The organism is Actinomadura sp. 6N118, assembly GCF_044326415.1.
GTDB lineage: Bacteria > Actinomycetota > Actinomycetes > Streptosporangiales > Streptosporangiaceae > Spirillospora.
On record NZ_JBIRAZ010000042.1, the window covers coordinates 1 to 18,851 of the forward strand.

At 69.8% G+C, this 18,851-nt stretch carries 17 protein-coding genes; 7 read left to right on the forward strand and 10 right to left on the reverse strand.

Annotation, left to right across the window (positions count from 1 at the left end; all coding sequences use genetic code 11):
• Together ACH34W_RS52700 and ACH34W_RS52705 are read right to left on the reverse strand one after the other, a co-directional pair.
• Positions 1 to 523 (reverse strand): DUF222 domain-containing protein (locus tag ACH34W_RS52700; RefSeq protein WP_395968848.1); only part of this gene is annotated, 523 nt, incomplete at its 3' end.
• 1,399 nt (positions 524 to 1,922) lie between these two features.
• Positions 1,923 to 2,543, reverse strand: a complete 621-nt coding sequence (locus ACH34W_RS52705; RefSeq protein WP_395968849.1) for a TetR/AcrR family transcriptional regulator — start codon at positions 2,541 to 2,543, stop codon at positions 1,923 to 1,925.
• Positions 2,544 to 2,611: 68 nt separating this feature from the next.
• Between ACH34W_RS52705 and ACH34W_RS52710 the strand changes: the two genes are divergently transcribed.
• Complete coding sequence (locus ACH34W_RS52710) at positions 2,612 to 3,379, forward strand: class I SAM-dependent methyltransferase (RefSeq protein WP_395968850.1); 768 nt, start codon at positions 2,612 to 2,614, stop codon at positions 3,377 to 3,379.
• On the opposite strand, the gene ACH34W_RS52715 is transcribed toward ACH34W_RS52710, so the two are convergent.
• The 4 genes from ACH34W_RS52715 to ACH34W_RS52730 form a co-directional block, all read right to left on the reverse strand.
• The gene (locus tag ACH34W_RS52715) at positions 3,369 to 4,307 is read right to left on the reverse strand and encodes a zinc-binding alcohol dehydrogenase family protein (RefSeq protein ID WP_395968851.1); all 939 of its coding nucleotides are present in this window, start codon (positions 4,305 to 4,307) and stop codon (positions 3,369 to 3,371) included. The genes ACH34W_RS52710 and ACH34W_RS52715 overlap by 11 nt on opposite strands.
• Positions 4,307 to 5,314, reverse strand: coding sequence for an aldo/keto reductase (locus tag ACH34W_RS52720; RefSeq protein ID WP_395968852.1), 1,008 nt, complete (start codon positions 5,312 to 5,314; stop codon positions 4,307 to 4,309). Before ACH34W_RS52720 ends, ACH34W_RS52715 begins: the two co-directional genes overlap by 1 nt.
• An 11-nt stretch (positions 5,315 to 5,325) precedes the next feature.
• Positions 5,326 to 6,087 carry an SDR family NAD(P)-dependent oxidoreductase gene (locus tag ACH34W_RS52725; RefSeq protein WP_395968853.1) on the reverse strand — a complete coding sequence of 254 codons (762 nt, stop codon included), beginning with the start codon at positions 6,085 to 6,087 and terminating at the stop codon, positions 5,326 to 5,328.
• 76 nt (positions 6,088 to 6,163) lie between these two features.
• Positions 6,164 to 7,093 carry a helix-turn-helix transcriptional regulator gene (locus ACH34W_RS52730; protein ID WP_395968854.1) on the reverse strand — a complete coding sequence of 310 codons (930 nt, stop codon included), beginning with the start codon at positions 7,091 to 7,093 and terminating at the stop codon, positions 6,164 to 6,166.
• A gap of 79 nt (positions 7,094 to 7,172) precedes the next feature.
• Between ACH34W_RS52730 and ACH34W_RS52735 the strand changes: the two genes are divergently transcribed.
• The 5 genes from ACH34W_RS52735 to ACH34W_RS52755 all read left to right on the forward strand — a co-directional run bounded on the left by ACH34W_RS52735 (position 7,173) and on the right by ACH34W_RS52755 (position 12,316).
• A complete protein-coding gene (locus ACH34W_RS52735; RefSeq protein WP_395968855.1) occupies positions 7,173 to 7,811 on the forward strand; it encodes a hypothetical protein in 639 nt (212 codons plus the stop codon).
• Between the two features lie 76 nt (positions 7,812 to 7,887).
• Complete coding sequence (locus tag ACH34W_RS52740) at positions 7,888 to 8,973, forward strand: ABC transporter substrate-binding protein (RefSeq protein ID WP_395968856.1); 1,086 nt, start codon at positions 7,888 to 7,890, stop codon at positions 8,971 to 8,973.
• Between the two features lie 97 nt (positions 8,974 to 9,070).
• Positions 9,071 to 10,078 (forward strand): FecCD family ABC transporter permease, encoded by a 1,008-nt coding sequence (locus ACH34W_RS52745; RefSeq protein WP_395968857.1) that lies wholly within the window; start codon positions 9,071 to 9,073, stop codon positions 10,076 to 10,078.
• 2 nt (positions 10,079 to 10,080) lie between these two features.
• Positions 10,081 to 10,845, forward strand: coding sequence for an ABC transporter ATP-binding protein (locus tag ACH34W_RS52750; RefSeq protein ID WP_395968858.1), 765 nt, complete (start codon positions 10,081 to 10,083; stop codon positions 10,843 to 10,845).
• Between the two features lie 109 nt (positions 10,846 to 10,954).
• Positions 10,955 to 12,316 carry an MFS transporter gene (locus tag ACH34W_RS52755; RefSeq protein ID WP_395968859.1) on the forward strand — a complete coding sequence of 454 codons (1,362 nt, stop codon included), beginning with the start codon at positions 10,955 to 10,957 and terminating at the stop codon, positions 12,314 to 12,316.
• Here the strand turns inward: ACH34W_RS52755 and ACH34W_RS52760 are convergent.
• The 3 genes from ACH34W_RS52760 to ACH34W_RS52770 are packed head-to-tail and all read right to left on the reverse strand — an operon-like array spanning position 12,265 to position 16,518.
• Positions 12,265 to 13,539, reverse strand: coding sequence for a CaiB/BaiF CoA transferase family protein (locus ACH34W_RS52760; protein WP_395968860.1), 1,275 nt, complete (start codon positions 13,537 to 13,539; stop codon positions 12,265 to 12,267). The two genes, ACH34W_RS52755 and ACH34W_RS52760, sit on opposite strands and share 52 nt — an antisense overlap.
• A complete protein-coding gene (locus ACH34W_RS52765; RefSeq protein ID WP_395968861.1) occupies positions 13,540 to 14,721 on the reverse strand; it encodes an acyl-CoA dehydrogenase family protein in 1,182 nt (393 codons plus the stop codon).
• A 54-nt stretch (positions 14,722 to 14,775) separates the two neighbouring features.
• The gene (locus ACH34W_RS52770; protein ID WP_395968896.1) at positions 14,776 to 16,518 is read right to left on the reverse strand and encodes an ABC transporter ATP-binding protein; all 1,743 of its coding nucleotides are present in this window, start codon (positions 16,516 to 16,518) and stop codon (positions 14,776 to 14,778) included.
• 145 nt (positions 16,519 to 16,663) lie between these two features.
• Here ACH34W_RS52770 and ACH34W_RS52775 point away from each other — a divergent pair, with 145 nt between their 5' ends.
• On the forward strand, positions 16,664 to 17,221 hold the full coding sequence (locus tag ACH34W_RS52775; protein ID WP_395968862.1) for a TetR/AcrR family transcriptional regulator: 558 nt from the start codon (positions 16,664 to 16,666) through the stop codon (positions 17,219 to 17,221).
• A 97-nt stretch (positions 17,222 to 17,318) separates the two neighbouring features.
• Here ACH34W_RS52775 and ACH34W_RS52780 read toward each other — a convergent pair whose 3' ends face one another.
• Positions 17,319 to 18,824, reverse strand: coding sequence for a pyridoxal phosphate-dependent decarboxylase family protein (locus ACH34W_RS52780; protein ID WP_395968863.1), 1,506 nt, complete (start codon positions 18,822 to 18,824; stop codon positions 17,319 to 17,321).
• Positions 18,825 to 18,851 lie beyond the last annotated feature (27 nt).

Here is an 18,851-nt window from a genome sequence, read left to right on the forward strand (position 1 = left end):
CGCCGGCGAGTTCGGCGACCAGGTCATGCACTCTGCGGCCCAGCCGCGCCAGGTTCCGCGCCGACACCCCGCCAGCCACCGCCTCCAACAAAATGCCCTCGGCCGCCGCACAGTCCTCATCGTTCAGGCGCTGCACGGCGTCGGCGATGGTCGCGGCATACCCATACGAGAGGGCGCCGGTGGCCAGCTGCTGGTTCACCTGCTGCAGGCGGGGGAGTTGCCGGGCCAGGGTGAGGCGCTCTTGGGCGCGGCCCTCGCGCATGCCCAGCCGGCACCGCAACCACGCCTGAGTGGACGCCAGACCCCAGTGCTTGGGCTCGCCGGTCCGGTCCACCACCGCGATCAACCCCGCCAGCACATGCTCACCCTGATCCAACGCGGCAGCGAACTGCTCGGCCAACTCCATGCAGGCGGTCCCGGAATCGGGTGCCGCTCGCTGGGCGAGTTGGGTGGTGATCGCGGCGGCCGCTTCCACCAAGTCAGCGGTGGAAGCGGAATCTAGACCCGCCACGATCGAATCCATGCTGTTATTCTATCGTCACGTTCGGTGATATCGCAAGGTGTTGAGTGATGATTACTGACGGTACCTGGCCACCTTTTTGTGCCGGGTGCGACAGGTGGCCGTCCCGCGATTTCCGTTGATCAGGAGCGGCGAGCCGGAAGGTTATGTCGATGTCGTTCGCGGGGATCGGTGTGGCTGTTTGTGGCCTGTTTTTGTGGGTGGCTGGGGTGGGAGTGTCGTCCCACGGTCGTTGTCGGTTGCGGACGGGTGAGTCGGAGGTTAAGTCGGCTGGTTTGGGTGGGTGGTTGAGCGGTGCCGAAATGACCGTTTGCGGGTTTGTGCGGCTTTGTCGTGGGTTGCGGTCACGTTGGTTGCGGTTGCGGGAGTCCAGCCATGCGACACAAGGGTGAGGGCGGGCGGTGGCCTGAGGTTGTGGCACATCCCGCGCTCCGCGCGGGCTTAAGGTCGAACATCAGCCACCAGCAAACCCGCACATCACCAACCAGCCGCGCCCGCCGCCCGCCTTCTTGTCACCGCCGCTTTTAGGTCTTCAGCCCCGCCCCACCCGCTGGCCGGGCCAGGTGCGAAGCCATAGGGGTGACCGCTGCCGCAACCGCGCAGCGGCACGAAGTAGGCTGCCGCCCGGAAACCGGTGCGTACGCACCTGCCGTGCCCGCCGTTTGCCTTCTTGTCGCCGCCGCTTTTAGACCTTCAGCCCCAACCGACCCGCCTGCCGGGCGGCGTGCGGCGCCAGAGGGGTGACCGCTGCCGCCAACCGCGCAGCGGCAGATCAGTAAGCTGCCGCCCGGAAACATGTGCCTACGCACCTGCCGTCCCCGCCGTCTGCCTTCTTGTCGCCGCCGCTTTTAGACCTTCAGCCCCAACCGACCCGACAGCCGGGCGGCGTGCGGCGCCAGAGGGGTGACCGCTGCCGCCAACCGCGAAGCGGCACGAAGTAACCTGCCCCCCAGCAACCGTGCGGACGCACCTGCCCCCGCCGCGGCCCACCTTCTCGTCGCCGCGCTTTTAGGCCTTCAGCCCCGCCTCACCCGCCTGCCGGGCGGAGTGCGAAGCCAAAGGGGAGACCGGTGCCGCTGACCGCGCAGCAGTAACCTACAAATTCACAAACCGGCAGGCGGACGAACGAGAACCCAAAGCCCTCGGAAATTTGGTGAATGGGACAAGTGACATGCCATTCTGGTACGCCAAATTGACTGCGGCATCCGAAACTCGAGTGGCATGTGTGGGCATGACGAATACGCTTGGGCAAGTTGATCTCAGGTCAGATTGTGTCCGCAATCGGGGAAGTTGAGTGCGGTGTCACCATGGTTCCGGGAGGGGAGACTATCTGGCTCGACTCACCCGACAATCTGACCGCTAAAGGGCGGGATTGTGCTGCAGTGCCTATGTAACGCCGCGTTCAGGATTGATCGGAGGTGATGCCGTTTAGAAGGAGGGACAAGCCGCCTCGGAACTCCTCGTCTGGAGTCACCCCACGAGCACTGCGGGCGGTTTCGGCCATGTTGGGGAACGTGTCGCTAGGCAGGTCGGCGATGGCTGAGGTACCGGGGCCCGAAAGGGGGCCTCGGTGTTCGAGCTGGATCGCGCCTATGACGTAGCCCAGGAGGCCGCGAAGGGCGATGGCGCGGCGGGCGCCCTCGATGCCTGCTTCGGCCAGGGTGCCGGCCACGGCTTCCGACCAGCGGAGCAGGGCGTGTGAGCTGTGGCGGTGGGTCATCGTGAGCGGGATGACCTCGGGGTGGGCAACGATCACGGTGCGGAGGCGTTCGACCAGTTCCTCGATCCGGGCGCGCCAGGGCGCGGCGGGCGGCGGGGTCGGGTCGACGGCGCCGAGGACCAACTCGACGACCAGGCCTTCCAGCTCGTGGCGATCGTCCACGTACCGGTAGAGGGCCATGGTGCTCATGCCGAGCACCTTGGCGACGGCGCGCATCGAGAGGCCGGCGAGGCCGTCACGGTCGATGACGGTGAGGGCGGCTTCGGCGATCTGGGTCTGGGTGAGTGAACGTGGTCTCGGCATGACGGTTGACAGCGTACGGCATACGCCTATGATCGTTAGTGTATTGCGTACACCTAAGAGGAGGAACGATGCACGTGCTGGACAGGACCGCCGACGCCGAGCGGTACGACGTGGTCAGCGGCGGTTATGACCTTGATCTGTTCGCGGCGGCCGGCATCGGGGTCGATGAGCATGTGCTGGACATCGGCTGCGGTTACGGGAGCACCACCCGGGCGGCCGCACGGCGGGCGTCGCGAGGGGCCGCCGTGGGCAACGACGTCACGGAGCCGATGCTGGAGAAGGCCCGTGCCCTCGCGGCAGCGGAGGGGCTCGGCAACGTGTCCTTCGAAGCGGGAGACGCACAGACCCATCCGTTTCCTGAAAGCGCCTTCGATGTGGCGATCAGCCGCTTCGGGGTGATGTTCTTCGCCGATCCGGTCGCCGCGTTCGCCAACATAAGGAGGGCACTCAGGCCGGGTGGGCGGCTGGCCTTCGTGACTGTCGGCCCGCCTGAGGGCAACGATCTGCCGAAGGTGGTGGGTGCGGCGATGCCGCGCCGCACGGGGCAGGCGGGCGCCGCGGCCGTGCACTCGCTGGCAGATCCGGCTCGCATCGAGGCCGTGCTCACCGGCGCCGGATTCCAGGCTTCCGTGTCGTCGGTGGAGACGACGATCGAACTGGGTGCGGATGCTGAGGCGGCGGCCGCGTTCGTTCTGGAGTGGGGCGCGTTCCGTGACGCGATCGAGGACGAGGACGAGGCTCGTGCGGCGCTGACGGAGGCCGCCCGGCCGTTCGAGGGGCCGGGCGGCGTCCGGTTGCGTGGCGCTGCTTGGCTGGTGAGAGCTGTCAGATCTTGAGGACGAGTTTGCCGGTGGTGGAGCCTGACTCGATGCGGCGGTGGGCTTCGGCGGCTTGTTCTAGGGGGAGCTCTTCGACTTGGAGGTGGAGGTCGCCGGCGGCGGAGACTGCTCGGCGTAGGGCCCGGCCTGCTTCGGCTGGGAAGGCAGCGGCGAACGCGGCGAGGTTGAAGCCGGACACGGTCTTGTTGGTGAACCAGAGTTCGTTGGCTGATATGCCGACGTCGTCGGCGCCGGAGGCGTTGCCCATCACGACCATGCGGCCCATCGGGGCGAGGGCGTTGAGGCTGGCGCGGCGGGCCGGGCCGCCGACCATGTCGACGACGATGTCGAATTCGCCGGTGCTGGTGAGGTCATCGCGGAGGATCACTTCGTCGTAGCCGAAGGACTTGGCGGTCTCGATTTTGGCGGGGTTGCCGACCGTGCCGACTATGTGAGTCGCGCCTAGGAGGCGGGCCGCTTGGCCTAGTTGGGATCCGACTCCTCCGGCGGCGGCGTGGACCAGGACGGACTCGCCGGGTTCGATGCGCGCCACGCGATCGAGGACCAGGAAGGCGGTGGTGCTGTTGGACGGCACCGCCGCGGCGATGTCCAGGCCGCTTTGGATCGGGGCCACCAGGTCGGCGGCCGTGACCACGACCTCGGCGTAGCCGCCGCTGTCGACGATGGTGAGTGCGGCCACCGGTTGGCCGATGCGGAAGCCTTCTACGTCGGGGCCCATGGCGCGGATGTGGCCGGATACCTCGATGCCGGGGACGAACGGCAAGGGGACGTCCACGACGCCTTGGCGATAGAGGATCTCGGCGAAGTTCGCGCCCGCGTACGTGACGTCGATCGCGACTTGGCCTGGGCCTGGTTCGGGTGGCTCTATGTCGGCGAGGGTCAGGACGTCAGCTTCCCCGAATTCGGGGATGGTGACTGCCTTCATCAGTATCGGCTCCCAACGGCGGCCGGTACGTCGTTCAGCTCGGCCAGGTCGGCCGGGGTGAGATCGAGGTCGGCGGCGCCGGCGTTCTCGTTCAGGTACTTGGACTTCTTGGTGCCGGGGATCGGGATGATGTGGTCGCCCTGCGCAAGCGTCCAGGCGATGGCGACCTGGGCCGGGGTTGCGCCATGGCGGGTTGCGACGCCCTTGACGATGTCGACGATCCGCAGATTGGCCTGGAGCGCCTCTTCCTGGAAGCGCGGGTTGCGGCCGCGGTAGTCGGAGTCCTCGAAGTCGGCGGCGGTGACGGCGCCCGTGAGGAAGCCCCGGCCGAGGGGAGAGAACGGCGCGAAAGCGGCGTTGTGATCCCGGCACCAGCCGACCACGTCGCCCGGTCCGTCACCCGAGAGGGTGTCGCCCGAGAAGCCTCCGGCGCTGCCCCCGGGTGCGTCCATCGGGTCCCGCGTCCACAGCGACAGCTCTGACTGGATCGCCGCAACCGGGTGGATGCCGTGCGCCTCCTGAGCCTCCGCGACGGTCACCTCGGACAGGCCCAGGTGCCGGACCTTGCCTTCGGCGACCAGTTCGGCCATCGCTCCCCACGTGTCGGCAAGGGGGACCTCGGGATCGATCCGGTGCAGGTAGTAGAGGTCGATGACGTCGGTGTCCAGGCGGCGCAGACTGTCTTCCAGCGACCTCTTCACATGCTCGGGAGAGCCGTCACGCTGCATGGAGATGGTCGCGCGGTCCGTGACCCGCAAGCCGGTCTTGGTGGCGAGCACGACCTGGTCCCGACGGCCGGCGAGGGCGCGGCCGAGGAGTGCCTCGTTGTCCCCGTCGCCGTAGACCTGGGCGGTGTCGAGAAAGGTGACGCCGAGGTCGATCGCCTCGTGGATCAGGGCGATCGAGGCGGCGTCGTCCCGCTCGGATTCGCCGTAGGCCCAGCTCATGCCCATGCAGCCGAGCCCGACCGCGCCGACCTGCGTGCCTGCGAACGTACGTGTCCTCATGATTCTTCCTTTCAGGCGGGGACGGCCGTGACGAGGCCGCCGTCGATGACCAGGTCCTGGCCGTTGATGTACGAGGCCTCGGCGGAGGCCAGGAAGGCGACCGCGCCAGCGATGTCCTCCGAGGAACCCAGACGGCCGGCGACCACCTGGGCGGTGTAGGCCGCAGCTTCCTCCTCGGAGGGGGCCGCGCCGCGGAACATCGGGGTGTCGATGTAACCGGGACTGACGGAGTTGACCCGGATGCGCCGCGGGGCCAGGTCGGCGGCGAGGGTCCGGGCCAGATTGTGCACGGCGGCCTTGGTCGCCGAGTACACCGAGGCGACCGGCAGGCCACGGTAGAGCGTCCAGGAGGCGTTGATCACGATGGCGCCGCCGTCGCTCAGCAACGGCACGGCCTTCTGGACGGTGAAGTAGACGCCCTTGAAGTTGACCGCCACCGTCTCGTCGAAGTCGGCCTCGGTGATCTCGGCGCTCGGCTTGAACGTGCCGACGCCCGCATTGGCGAAGACCACGTCCAGGCGTCCGAGCCGCTCCCGGACGGTCGCCATCAGGGTGTCGAGATCGGCAAGGCTTGCCGCGTCCGCGCGCACAGCCAGGACGCGGTCGCCGGCGTCCAGTTCCTTGACGGCGGCGTCCAGGCGGGTCTGGTCGCGGCCGGTGATGATCAACTGTGCGTCCTCGGCCAGCAGGCGGGCGGCCGTGGCCAGGCCCATGCCGCTCGTGCCGCCGGTGATCAGCGCGATCTTGCCGGTGAAGCGTCCCTCGTTCGTCATGACACTGATCGTGCTGGACGTCCGGGGAGACAAACAGACGCGGCTTATCCTGGGTGTGGCACCACCAGGATGCGGATCAGCTCGCTTGAACGAGGCGGACGCGGCGCATCAGGCGTTCGAGCCGTTCGTGGGTCTGCGTCCCCGGCTTGGGGTTGTGCAGCACCAGGTGGTGGCCGGGAATCTCCTCCAGCGGCATCGCCAGCGCCTCGAACGCCAGCTCCCCCACGTCCGGATGGTCGATGGTCTTGACGGCGGTGGTCTCGCCGGTGACCTCGTGCCGGGCCCAGATCTCGGCGAACTCGGGGCTGACCGCACTCAGATCCGCGGCGATCCGGCCGAACTCGGGGTCGTCCGGATAGCGGGCGGCGTCCGCGCGGAACCGGCCCGCCACCTTCTCCGCGGCCACGGCCCACTGGGTGTCCCGCGCGCGGTAACGCTCGTTGGTGAAGAACGTCACCACACAGTTGTGGTCATGCACGTCATAGCCGAAGACGACCTGCGCGGCCTGGTTGATCGCCGCGAAGTTCCAGTAGCGGTCCCGGACATAGGCGGGGCGCGGCGACCATGCGTCCAGTACCCGCTGGAGCTCGGGGCTGATCTCCACTGCGGTCTTCGCCTCGGCCTGGGGCGGATTGAGCCCGGCGAGGAGATACAGGTGCTGCCGTTCGGCCTCGTCCAGCCGCAGCGCGCGGGCGATCGCGTCGAGCACGTCCTCGGAGACCTTGATGTCGCGGCCCTGTTCGAGCCAGGTGTACCAGGACACCCCCACCCCGGCCAGGACGGCGACCTCCTCGCGCCGCAGGCCCGGCGTCCGGCGCCGCCCCGCGTCCGGCATGCCCACGTCCCGCGGCGTGAGCCGGGCGCGCCGCGTCCGCAGGAAGTCCCGCAGTTCGTCGCGGCGGAGACCGTGCGAGGTGCCCTTTGGACCGTCCGAGGTGCCTTCTGGACCGTCCGAGGTGCCCCCTGGAATGTTCGCGCTGCCCTCTGGACCGTTCGCGCTGCTCATTTCCCCCACGATAGCCGCGGCCCCGCGCCGGTCCGGACCCGCGCTGGCCCTTGATCACCCGCCGCTCTAGGCTGGCCCCGTGATCGGTTCGGGTCCGGCGATGCCGCGGTATGCGCGGGGTGGCTTCCTAGCTGCCGCCTGCACGCTGCTCGCACTCACCGGTCACTCGCTGGGCGCCGGCGGACCGTGCTGCCTGCCGCCCCTCCCCGCGGTGTTCGTGACCGGCGGCGTCGTGGGTGTGCTCTGCGTCACGATGGCCGCACGGCTGCTCTCGTTCTGGAAGATCCTGGTCGTGGTCGGCTGGGCCCAGGTCGCCTTCCACTTGTCCTTCTCAATGATGGCCTCCGGTCCGGCCCACCACCCGGGAGCCGCTCCCCCGGCGCCTCCGGCCGGGACGGCCGAAACGGCAGGCGCTGTAGAGGCGGCAGGCGCGGCAGGCGCGGCGTTTGGGCCGTCGATGCTCGTCGGGCACCTGATGGCCGCGATCGCCGCCGCCGCGCTGCTCGCCGGTGCCGACTGGGCCCTCTGGTGGCTCCTCACCGCCGTCTTCGCGATCGCGGTCACGTTCGTGTGGCCGATCCCGCGCCGCGTCGAGGCTCATCGCCCGCCGTGGGCAGTGCTGGTCGCCGCTGACCCGGCGCCGCTCCTCGGTGTGCTGCTCGCCCGTTCCGTCCGGCGTCGCGGGCCTCCGGTGGTACGACCGCACGCCGCCGCCTGATCCCATCGCTCCCGGTGGGCGGGCCCGGCGTGCCTTCATGCACGCCATCCGTCCACCGGAAGCAAGGAATCCCCCGATGCACGTTCGTACGATGCTGCCTGCCTTCGCCGCCCTCACGCTCGCCATCACTGCGACCGCAGCGGCCGGATGCGGCGGCTCCTCGTCCGGAGCCGACACCGTCTCGCCTGGCGCCGATGCCGCCCCGGCCAAGACCAGCTACCCGCTCACGTTCGACAACTGCGGCCAGAAGGTCACCTTCGCCAAGCCACCGCAGCGCGTCCTCATCCTCAACGGAACGTCGGTCGCCGAGGTCGAGAGCTTCATTCTTCTCGGCCTCCAGAAGCACATCCACGCCAACGCCCAGTCGTACGGGGTGTCGGATGAGCCCTCGATGATCCCGGCCATCAAGGCCCTCCCCACCGGCGGCCTCACGATGAACAAGAACTTCGAGGTGCCCGCCGAACAGGTCCTCGCGGCCAAGCCCGACCTGGTGATCTCGCACTGGTCGGGCGGCTTCGACGCGAAGAAGGGCATGGCGACGCGCGAGCAGCTCGCCGCCGCAGGCATCGCCACCCTCGTCAACCCGGTCAACTGCGCGTACGGCAAGCCGACCGCCACGCAGGCCGAACGGACGACGTACAAGAACGCCTCCATCGAGTCGTCGCACGACTTCCTGCGGCTCCTCGGCCGCGTCTTCGACGTCCAGCACAAGGCCGCCCAGGTCACCGGGGATCTCCGGCGCCGCATCGAGGCCGTCCGCGCGCGGACCGCGGGCAAGACCCCCAAGAAGATCCTCATCGCCTATCCCGGCATGGCGATGATGAACGCGCACGGGCTCCCCGCCGTCTGGACCGGTGGCGTCGCCGACCAGGTGCTCAAGGCCGCCGGAGGCGTCAACGCCTTCGCGGGCCTGGCACCCGAGGCGGTCTCGTCCATCAACAAGGAGCAGCTGGCCACCGCGCAGGTGGACGTGCTCGTGGTGGGCGCGTTCCAGCCGACGGAGGACCCGGCGGCCGAAGCCCGGAAGCTCTTCGCGCAGTACCCGCAGTGGCAGGCCTCCAAGACCCGCTCGTTCGCGACGGTCGCCGACGGCGTGTTCCTGGGGCCGCTGAACGCCGTGGCCGTCGAGAAGCTCGCCAAGGCGGTGCACGGTGTCGGCTGATCTCAAACATGAGTCGGTTGATCTCAAGCATGGGTCGGCTGATCCCAAACATGGGTCGGCTGATCTCAAACGTGGACCGCATCTGGTCTCGGGGCCGATGACCGGTGTGCTCATCGCCGGGCTGGCCGCAGGCCTGGTCCTGATGACGGTCGCGGCGATCTCGATCGGTTCGGTGAACCTCCCGCTCGGGTCGGTCTGGAACGTGATCGGCACGCGGCTCACCGGCGCCGGTGCGGGCGACCCGCTGCGCGACCAGGTGATCTGGGACATCCGGACACCTCGCGTCCTGGTCGCGGCACTCGTCGGTGCCGGGCTCAGCGTCGCGGGTGTCGCCCTCCAGGCCCTGGTCCGCAACCCGCTTGCCGACCCGTACATCCTCGGCATCTCGTCCGGGGCGTCGCTCGGCGCGGTCCTGGTCGTCGCGTTCGGCGCCTCCGCGGTGGGCGGGCTCGGGGTCACGGGCGCCGCGTTCGCCACGTCCATCCTGAGCGTGCTGGCGGTGTACGCGCTGTCGCAACGCGGAGGGCGGCTGCTCGACTCCCGGCTGGTCCTGATCGGCGTCGCGGTGGGGTATCTGTGCTCGGCCGCGACCACGTACCTCCAGCTGCAGGTCAACCCGACCGAACTGCACGGCTTGATGTTCTGGTTGATGGGCAGTGTCGCGGGCGCCACCTGGTCCGATCTCGGGGTCCCCGCCGCCGTGATCACGGCCTGCATGGTGTTCCTGCTGCTCCAGGCCCGCAACCTGAACGCGCTGATGGCGGGCGAGGACGCGGCGGCGGGCCTCGGCACGTCGGTGCGGTCGCTGCGGATCGCGCTGCTGGTGATCGGCTCGCTGCTGACCGCGACCGCCGTGAGCGTGGTCGGCGGAATCGGGTTCGTCGGCCTGATGGTGCCGCACGCGTCCCGGTTCCTGGTGGGCGGCGACCACCGTCGTGTGCTGCCCGTGGCGCTCCTGATGGGCGCGGTGTTCCTGGTCGCGGTCGACATCGCCTGCCGGACGGTCGACCGGCCGAACGAGCTGCCCGTCGGCATCTTCACGACCGGGCTCGGCGTGCCGTTCTTCATCTGGCTGCTGCTACGGCGTCGCTCGGGAGGTGCGTGAGGATGCGGCTGGTCATCGAGGACGTCACGGCCGAGATCGACTCCACGCCGATCGTGTCCGGCGTCGATCTCGTCGCCGAGCCCGGCCAGTTCGTCGGGCTGATCGGGCCGAACGGGAGCGGCAAGTCGACCCTGCTGCGCACCGTCTACCGGGCGTTGCGGCCCGCCGCCGGGGTCGTTTCGCTGAACGGGGCGGACCTGTGGCGGATGCCCGCCAAACGCGCCGCCCGGCATCGCGCGGTGGTGACCCAGCACGGCGACCTGACGGCGGAGTTCTCGGTCGCGGAGGTCGTCGCGATGGGGCGTGCGCCGCACAAGGGCCTGCTCGATCGCGAGGACGTCGCCGACCGAGCCGCGGTGGCGGAGTCGCTCAAACGGGTGGAACTGGCGTGGGCCGCCGACCGGCTGTTCTCGACGTTGTCGGGAGGCGAGCGGCAGCGGGTGCTGCTGGCCCGCGCGCTCGCCCAGGAGGCTCCGCTCCTCATCCTCGATGAGCCGACCAACCATCTGGACGTACGGGCGCAGCTGGGCCTGCTCGACCTGATCCGTTCGCTCGGGCTCACCCTGCTCACGGCGCTGCACGACCTGGATCACGCGGCTGCGTACTGCGACCACGTGGTCGTGCTGGAGAACGGTGCCGTACGGGCGGCGGGACCCCCGCTGGAGGTGCTCACGCCGGACTTCGTGGCGGAGGTGTTCGGGGTCCGGGCGCATATCGGCCCGCATCCGATCACCGGACGCCCGCACATCGCCGTGGCGTCGATATGAGCGCGTCGATATGAGCCCCGTCGAAAGAGCCGCGCCGATATGAGTCAGAAATGAGTCGATATGATCCGTTCTTCCGCGTGCGGCCCCGCGCCGCGAGAAGGAGACGCCGGTGTCCCTTGACCCCCCGCCCCCGGCCGCCGCCACTCCGCGCCGAGCCCGTGTGGTCATCGCGCTGCTGATGGCGTTCATGGCGCTCAACTTCGCGGACAAGGGGGTGCTCGGTCTCGTCGCCGATCCCATCCGCGACGATCTCGATTTGACCGCCACCGAGTTCGGCACCATCGCGAGCGCCTTCTACCTGCTCTTCAGCCTGTCAGCGGTGCTGGTGGGGTTCCTCGGCAACCGGATGCGCGCCCGGCCCCTGCTGGCCGTGCTCGTGCTGATCTGGTCCGTGGCGCAGCTTCCCATCCTGCTGCCCGTGGCCGGTTTCGCCGTGTTGCTGGGGACGCGCGTCCTGCTCGGCGCCGGCGAAGGGCCGAGCCTGCCGCTGGCCAACCACACCGCGTTCGGCTGGTTCCCGCAGGAACGGCGGTCGCTGCCTGCGGCGCTCGTCACCATGGGCGGCGCCCTCGGCGCGGTCATCGGCGCGCCGCTGGTCCTCGTCGTCAACAGCACCCTCGGCTGGCGTGGCTCGTTCGGGATCCTCGGTGTGCTGGGGCTGCTCTGGCTGCTGGCGTGGTGGCGGTGGGGCGGCGACGGCCCGTACGCGTCGGCGTCGACATCGGCGTCGGCGTCGGCGTCGGCATCGGCGTCGGCATCGGCGTCGGCATCGACCCAGGACACCGGGCAGGAGGAGGCGCGCGTGCCCTACCGGCGCGTCTTCCTCACCGGCACGTGGCTCGGCGGCACGTTCTCGATGTTCACGGTCATGTGGTCGCTCGCGCTGGCGCTCACCTGGCTCCCCACGTGGCTGGAGGACCACGTCCACTTCAGCGACGCCGAGGTCAGCGGAGCGATCGGACTGCCCAGCGTGTCGGGGCTCGTCCTCGCGCTGAGCGCGGGCGTTCTCGCGCAGCGCCTGTTGAAGCGGGGTGCCTCGCCGCGGCTCGCGCAGGGCGTGGTCGGCGCGATCGCGACTCTTGCCGCCGGTGCGTGCCTGCTCGGGCTGACGCGAGTCGGCCCGGTCGCGCTGATGTTGCCGCTGATGGCTATCGGTTTCGCGGCGGGCAACGCGCAGACGCCGCTGACCAACGCGGCGATCGCCCGGATCTGCCCTGCCGGGCAGCGCGCGGCCGCGCTCGCCACCGCGTACGCGATCGCGGCGACGTCGAGCATCCTGGCGCCGTACGTGTCAGGCCGCCTGATCGACTCAGCGGCGAACGAGGCCGCGGGCTTCGATCATGCCTTCGACCTGTCGGGATGGCTGCTGCTGGCCGGCGGCCTGGTCGCGTTCCTGACGGTCCGGCCCGACCGGGACGCTCAGGCGACCGCGCCGGAGGATCGCAGGCCGTCGATCGTCCCGGCGTCGTAACCGAGCTCGGCGAGCACCACCTCGGTGTGCTCGCCGAGCTCGGGGATCGGTGCCATCCGTGCCTCGGCGTCCGCGAACGTGATCGGCGGTAGGATCGCGGGCAGCGTGCCGGCCGGCGAGCCGACCTCGCGCCAGCGATCACGCTCGGCGAGCTGCGGATGGGCGAGCAGGCCGTGAGTGTCGTTGATGGAGGCGTTGGGCACCCCGGCGTCGTCCAGGCGCCGCACCAGTTCGTCGCGCGTCGTGCCGGCGGTCACCTCGGCGATGAGGGTGTCGACCTTCGCCCGGTTGCGGACGCGGGCCTGGTTGGTGGCGAACTCGGGATCGGAGGCCAGGAACGCCCGGTTGAGGACGCGTGTCACCAGGGCCACCCACTGCCGGTCGTTCTGCACACCGATGACGACGTCCTCGCCGTACGCGGTCGGGTACGCGTCGTACGGGGAGATGAGCGGGTGGCCGAGCGCCGACCGTGGCGGAACCTCCCCGGTGTAGCGGGTGGCGTACATGGCCTGGCTCATCCACTCGGCGACGGCGTCGAACATCGTCACCTCGACCGACGCGCCCTGCCCGGTGGTCCCACGCCGGACGAGAGCGGCGAGGGCACCGGAGAACGCGTACATCCCGGCGGCGATGTCGGCCAGGGGCGAACCCGCCTTGACCGGGGTCTCGGGAGTGCCCGTCACCGAGATGAGCCCTGCTTCGGCCTGGACGAGCATGTCGTAGGCGCGCTTGTCGCGGTACGGGCCACGCGAGCCGTACCCCGACATGTCGATCACGATGAGACGCGGGTGCCGGGCCCGCAGCTCGTCGGCGCCGAAGCCGAGGCGGGCGGCGGCGCCCGGCGCGAGGTTCTGGAGGAAGACGTCGGCCGTGGCGACCAGCTCGGCGAGGATCGTCCGGCCCTCCTCGCGCTTGAGGTGGAGCGCGACCGACTCCTTCGAACGGTTGAGCCAGGCGAAATGCGTGCCGAGCCCGCCGCTGTTGTGGGAGCCGGTGCTGGTGAGCGGGTCAGTGCTGGTGAGTGGGTCAGTGCTGTCGAGAGAGTCGGTGCTGATGAGTGAGTCATAAGCGCGGGCGAAGTCGCCGCCGTCCACCCGTTCGACCTTGATGACGCGGGCGCCGAGGTCGGCGAGCTGCCGGCTGGCGAACGGCGCCGCCACCGCCTGCTCCAGCGCGACGACCGTGATGCCTTCCAGGGGCAGCGTCCCGTCCACGGGCGGCATCTACGACTCCGCCAGCAGGCGGCGCCCGATGATCATCTTCTGGATGTCGGCCGTGCCCTCGCCGATCAGCAACATCGGCGCCTCCCGGTAGAGCCGTTCGATCTCGAACTCCTTGGAGTAGGCGTAGCCGCCGTGGATGCGGAACGAGTCCTCGACGACCTCCTTGCAGTACTCGCTGGCCAGGTACTTGGCCATCCCGGCCTCAAGGTCGTTGCGCTCGCCCGAGTCCTTGCGCCGCGCCGCCATCACCATCATCTGGTGCGCGGCCTCGACCTTGGTGGCCATCTCCGCGAGGCGGAACATGACCGCCTGATGCTCGGCGATCGGCTTGCCGAACGTCTCGCGTTCCTTGGCGTAGGCGAGGCCCAGCTCGTACGCGCGCCGTGCCACCCCGCAACCGCGCGCCGCCACGTTGACGCGGCCCACCTCGACGCCGTCCATCATCTGGTAGAAACCGCGGCCCGTCTCGCCGCCGAGGATCTGCGCGGCCGGGATGCGGTACGCGTCGAAGAGCAGCTCGGTGGTGTCGACGCCCTTGTACCCCATCTTCTCGATCTTGCCGGGAACGGTCAGGCCGGGCGCGACCTCGCCGAAGCCGGGCTCCTTGTCGACGAGGAAGGTCGTCATGCCCCGGTGCCCGGCCGCCGGGTCGGTCTTGACGAGAGTCGCCACCAGGTTGGACGTGGCGCCGTTCGTCAGCCACATCTTCTGGCCGGTGATCGAGTAGGCGTCGGCCCCGGCCAGCACCGCGCGGGTCTGGATCGCCGACACGTCTGAGCCGCAACCGGGCTCCGACATCGAGAACGCGCCGCGGACCTCGCCGGTGGCCATCCGAGGCAGATAGAAGGCCTTCTGCTCGGGGGTGCCGTGATGGCTGATCATCCAGGCCACGATGAAGTGCGTGTTGACGATGCCCGACACGCTCATCCAGCCGCGTGACAGCTCCTCCACCACCAGGGCGTAGGTCAGCAGCGACTCACCGAGCCCGCCGTACTCCTCTTCGATCATGAGGCCGAAGAGCCCGAGCTCCCGCATCCCGTCCACGATGGCCTGCGGATAGGCGTCGGCGTGTTCAAGCTCGGTCGCGACCGGGAGGATCTCCTTGTCCACGAACGCGCGGACGGTCGCCAGGATCTCGTGTTGCTCGTCGGTCAGCCCGTATGTCTGCTGCAATCTGCCCACGGTTCCCCAGAGTATTAGAACCACATTCTGGAAAGGGAGACCGGGGCGGGTTGTTCACGCCGATCGTTCGGCGCCGACCGTGACCGGCGGCGATCCAGGGACGCTGAGGGCCGCCACGAGCTCCCGGTAGAGCTCATCGGCCGCGAGCAGCTCGGCGTGCCGTCCCTGGGCGCGGATGCGGCCCGCCTCCATCACGAGGATGGTGTCGGCGTCGACCACCGTGGACAGCCGATGGGCGATCGTCACCACCGCTCCTTCGGCGGCACGACTGCGGATGCAGTCATGGATGGCCGCCTCCGTGAGCCCGTCGAGCTGCGCCGTGGCCTCGTCCAGCAGGAGCACGTCTGGGGTGCGGAGCAGGGCCCGCGCGAGCGCGATGCGCTGGCGTTCACCGCCGGACACCGAGGTGGACGACAGCGGCGTGTCCAGTCCGGATTCGAGGGCGCCGACCCGGTCGGCCAGCCGGACGTCCCGAAGCACCCTGTCGAGTTCCTCGGCGGTCGCATCCGGATGGGAGAACAGCAGGTTGTCGCGGATCGTACCCGGGACGATCGGGGTGTCCTGCTCCACGTACGCCAGCCGCTCGCGCAGCCGTTCGTGCCCGTGGTGGCTGTACGGCAGGCCGTCCAGGAGCAGCTCGCCTTCCTGCGGTTCGAGGAAGCGCAGGAAGAGGGAGAAGAGGGTCGTCTTCCCGGCTCCGGAAGGCCCGACGATGGCGGTATGCCCCCTGCGCGGAATGACGAGGTCCAGCCTGCGTACCACCGGATCGAGGTCAGGCCCGTAAGAGGCCGTGACGCCGCGCATCTCCAGCAGCGGGCCTCTGCCGTCCACGACGAGGGCGCGGGCAGGCACCGCCGGTGAGTCGATCTCCGACTCCAGCGCGTCCACCTCGCGGATCCGCTGCGCGGCGGCCATGCCCGACTGGAGGGTGGTGAGGTTCTGGCTGAGCTCGGTGATCGGGTCGATCAAGCCGAACGCGTACAGCAGGAACGCGATCAGGCCGGACACCTCCAGGCCACCCTGGTCCACCCGCCAGGCACCGACGGCGAGGATCAGGATGATCGCGAGCTGGAGTCCGGTCCAGGCGATCGTCCACGCCGTGGCCTCGCGCCGGACGGCGCGGACGCCGTGCACGGCCGAAGCGCGGGCGTCGGTCATGATCCGCTCGCTCTGGCGGTCCTCGGCCAGGCTGACCTTCACCGTCCGGATGGCCCGCAGCGTGCCCTCCAGCACGCCGCCGAGGCGCCCGATGTGGTCCTGAACCCGTTCCTGCGCCTTGGCGATCGACGGCATCAGCAGGGCGAACAGCACGACGACCACGGCGAGCGCCGCGACCGTGGTGCCGAGGAGCACCAGGTCGAGCACGCCCATGAGGATCAGCGTCCCGGCGAGCATGACCGCTCCGTTGATCAACCCGATCACGCTGGACGACGCGGCCTCCCTCAGCAGCACCGTGTCCGAGGTGACCCGGGTGACCATCTCCCCCACCGGGCGGGCGGTGATCGCGGGCACCGTCGCGCGCAGGAACCGCCGGACGAGCGACTCCCGCGCGTCCAGCACCACCCGTTCGCCCAGCGCGCCGAGGAGCGTCCACTGCCAGAACGCGACGCCCGCGCCGAGGACCATCAGCACCAGCAGGGCGATGATCGGGCCGCTCAGGGAACGGTCCTCGCCCAGCGAGTCCAGCACCCATTTGGTCACCATCGGCATCGCGAGGCCGAGCGCCGACCCGGCCAGCGCGAGAACGAGAGCGAGCGCCAGCTTGGCCGTGTGGGGGCGGGCGAACGACCACAGGATCCGCAGTCTCGGGAAGCGCCCCGACTGAACTGGAGCGGACTCAACTGAAACCGGCTCAACTGGAACAGACATGTCACCAATGGAACATCACTGTTCCGTTCTAGTCAAATGAGTTTCACTTTGGAGGAGGCGGTACCATCACTGCATGACAGCGGAGACCAAGACCCGGGTGCGGACCCGCCGCGCCATCCTGGACGCGGCCGTCTCGGTCCTCGCCAAGAATCCCGCCGCCTCCCTCGCCGACGTGGCGGCCGAGGCGGCGGTGGGACGTACGACCATCCACCGTTACTTCCCCGAGCGTTCCGATCTGCTGACCGCGATCGGGGCTGACGTGCTCGACAAGATCGCCGCCGCCACGGATCGGTCCCGCCCCGCCGAGGGCCCGTCACTGGAGGCGATCGCGCGGCTCTGCTCGGAGTTCTTCGATCTCGGCGAGAACCTGACCCTGATCTTCAATGTGCCGGAGTTCGGGGACTGGGAGGGCTGGGAGCAGGAGACCGCGGCCGACCGGGCCATGCTCGATCTCATCAAGCGCGGCCAGGCCGAGGGCGACATCGACCGCGAGATGGATGCGGTGTGGATCCAGCACCTGATCTGGTGCATGCTCTACACGGCCTGGTCGCACACCCACACCAACGGCGCGTCCAAGCACGAGTCCCTGACCCTGTGCCTGCGAAGCCTCAAGAAAGCGATCACCGCCTAAGCCGGGATCGTCGGCGGCCACGCAGCGGCACGCAGCGGCACGAGGGCACCGCCGCACTCGCGCTTCGTGGCCTTCCCCTCCTCATCGTGGGACGGAGCTACTCCTGAATGTGCGGTGAGTAGAGGACCGCGAGGAAGCGGACGAGCAGCGCTTCGCGGGTGGCGGGTGGCAACGCGTCAAGGATCGCGTTGACCACGGCCATCTCCGGGTCGCCGGCACCGCCGAGGTCGACGCCCACCGAGGCGAGCAGCCCGGCGAAGCCGGCGTCGTCGATCGCGTCGAGGTCGAGCCCGGCCAAGGCGTCCACGAGCTCGGCGGGCACATCGGGCGGCCCGGACGCGCGGGCGGCCTCGGCTGATTCGCGCAGCACGGACAGCAGCTCACCGGCTCGGTTGCCGCTCACGCCGGTCAGCGTCATATGCAGGTTGGCAGGGCTGTCGCCCGACGAGAGCTGCACCTGGAAGAACCAGCCGCGCTGGCGGGCCTCGTCGGCGAGGGTGAAGACGCACAAGCCCGGGTCGTCGGAAGCGATCGCGACCAGAGGCGCGTCCGGTTCGCCGAGGACGTGCAGCCCGGGGATCCCGGCGACTCCCGCGACGAGCCGTCCGGTCGCGCGCATGGCCTCGGCCGCCAGGACGCGGTATCCCTCCGCGCCGATCGCCTGGAGGGTCGCCCATGCCGCGCCGAGCGGACCGGCGCTGCGGCTGCTCTGCACGGTCGTGTTGATCACCGGGTAGCCCGGCCACTCCGCCGAGGCGAAGTAGGCACGCCGCCGCATCGCCTCGTCCGCGAACAGCACCACGGACGCACCCTTCGGCGCATACCCGTACTTGTGCAGATCGCAGGAGATCGACGTCACGCCTGGGACGGACAAGTCGAACAGGGGCACGTCCTGCCCATTCTCCCGGAGCCACGGCAGCACCCAGCCGCCCACGCACGCGTCCACGTGGCACGGCACACCCGCGCCGGCGGCCAAGGCGGCGATGCCGGCCACCGGGTCGAGGACGCCGTGCGGGTAGGACGGAGCGGAGGCCACGACGAGGGCGGTACGCGACGTCAGCGCGGCCGCGGTCGCCGCCGGGTCGGCCCGGAACGTCACCGGGTCGACCGGCACGGTAACCAGCTCCATGCCGAGGTAGTGCACGGCTTTGGCGAACGCAGGATGCGCTGTCGCCGGCGCCACGACCTGAAGCCGCCCGTATTCAGCCGGTCCAGCGTGGGCGGGGCGGGCATCACGGGCATCGCGGGCGGCCTTGACCGCCAGCATGATCGACTCGGTGCCGCCGCTGGTGAAGATCCCCGGTGTGCCCGCGTCCCCGCCCAGCCGCTCGGCGACGGCGGCGACCAGCTGCCGTTCCAGCGCGACGATGCTCGGGAACGCCGTCGGGTCCAGGCAGTTGACCTCCAGCATCTCCAGGTGTGCCCGGGCCGCCGCGTCGTGCACCTCAGCACGGCCTGTGTCGTAGACGTAGGCCGTGACGTTGCCGCCGCGCACGGGCAGGTCGCGGTCCCGGAGCCGGGCCAGCTCGCCGAGCAGCTCCGCGGCGGAACGACCGGTCTCGGGCAGCCCCGCCGCACGGGCCGGGTTCTCAAGCGGCGGCATGTTTCCCCCTGGAACGGCTGAGCGGGC

What these genes read in the sequence shown, in the direction of transcription:
- ACH34W_RS52705 (WP_395968849.1), bottom strand. Translation starts at nt 2,543, where the DNA reads ATGCCGAGACCACGTTCACTCACCCAGACCCAGATCGCCGAAGCCGCC.
- ACH34W_RS52710 (WP_395968850.1), top strand. Translation starts at nt 2,612, where the DNA reads ATGCACGTGCTGGACAGGACCGCCGACGCCGAGCGGTACGACGTGGTC.
- ACH34W_RS52715 (WP_395968851.1), bottom strand. Translation starts at nt 4,307, where the DNA reads ATGAAGGCAGTCACCATCCCCGAATTCGGGGAAGCTGACGTCCTGACC.
- ACH34W_RS52720 (WP_395968852.1), bottom strand. Translation starts at nt 5,314, where the DNA reads ATGAGGACACGTACGTTCGCAGGCACGCAGGTCGGCGCGGTCGGGCTC.
- ACH34W_RS52725 (WP_395968853.1), bottom strand. Translation starts at nt 6,087, where the DNA reads ATGACGAACGAGGGACGCTTCACCGGCAAGATCGCGCTGATCACCGGC.
- ACH34W_RS52730 (WP_395968854.1), bottom strand. Translation starts at nt 7,093, where the DNA reads ATGAGCAGCGCGAACGGTCCAGAGGGCAGCGCGAACATTCCAGGGGGC.
- ACH34W_RS52740 (WP_395968856.1), top strand. Translation starts at nt 7,888, where the DNA reads ATGCACGTTCGTACGATGCTGCCTGCCTTCGCCGCCCTCACGCTCGCC.
- ACH34W_RS52745 (WP_395968857.1), top strand. Translation starts at nt 9,071, where the DNA reads ATGACCGGTGTGCTCATCGCCGGGCTGGCCGCAGGCCTGGTCCTGATG.
- ACH34W_RS52750 (WP_395968858.1), top strand. Translation starts at nt 10,081, where the DNA reads ATGCGGCTGGTCATCGAGGACGTCACGGCCGAGATCGACTCCACGCCG.
- ACH34W_RS52760 (WP_395968860.1), bottom strand. Translation starts at nt 13,539, where the DNA reads ATGCCGCCCGTGGACGGGACGCTGCCCCTGGAAGGCATCACGGTCGTC.
- ACH34W_RS52775 (WP_395968862.1), top strand. Translation starts at nt 16,664, where the DNA reads ATGACAGCGGAGACCAAGACCCGGGTGCGGACCCGCCGCGCCATCCTG.
- ACH34W_RS52780 (WP_395968863.1), bottom strand. Translation starts at nt 18,824, where the DNA reads ATGCCGCCGCTTGAGAACCCGGCCCGTGCGGCGGGGCTGCCCGAGACC.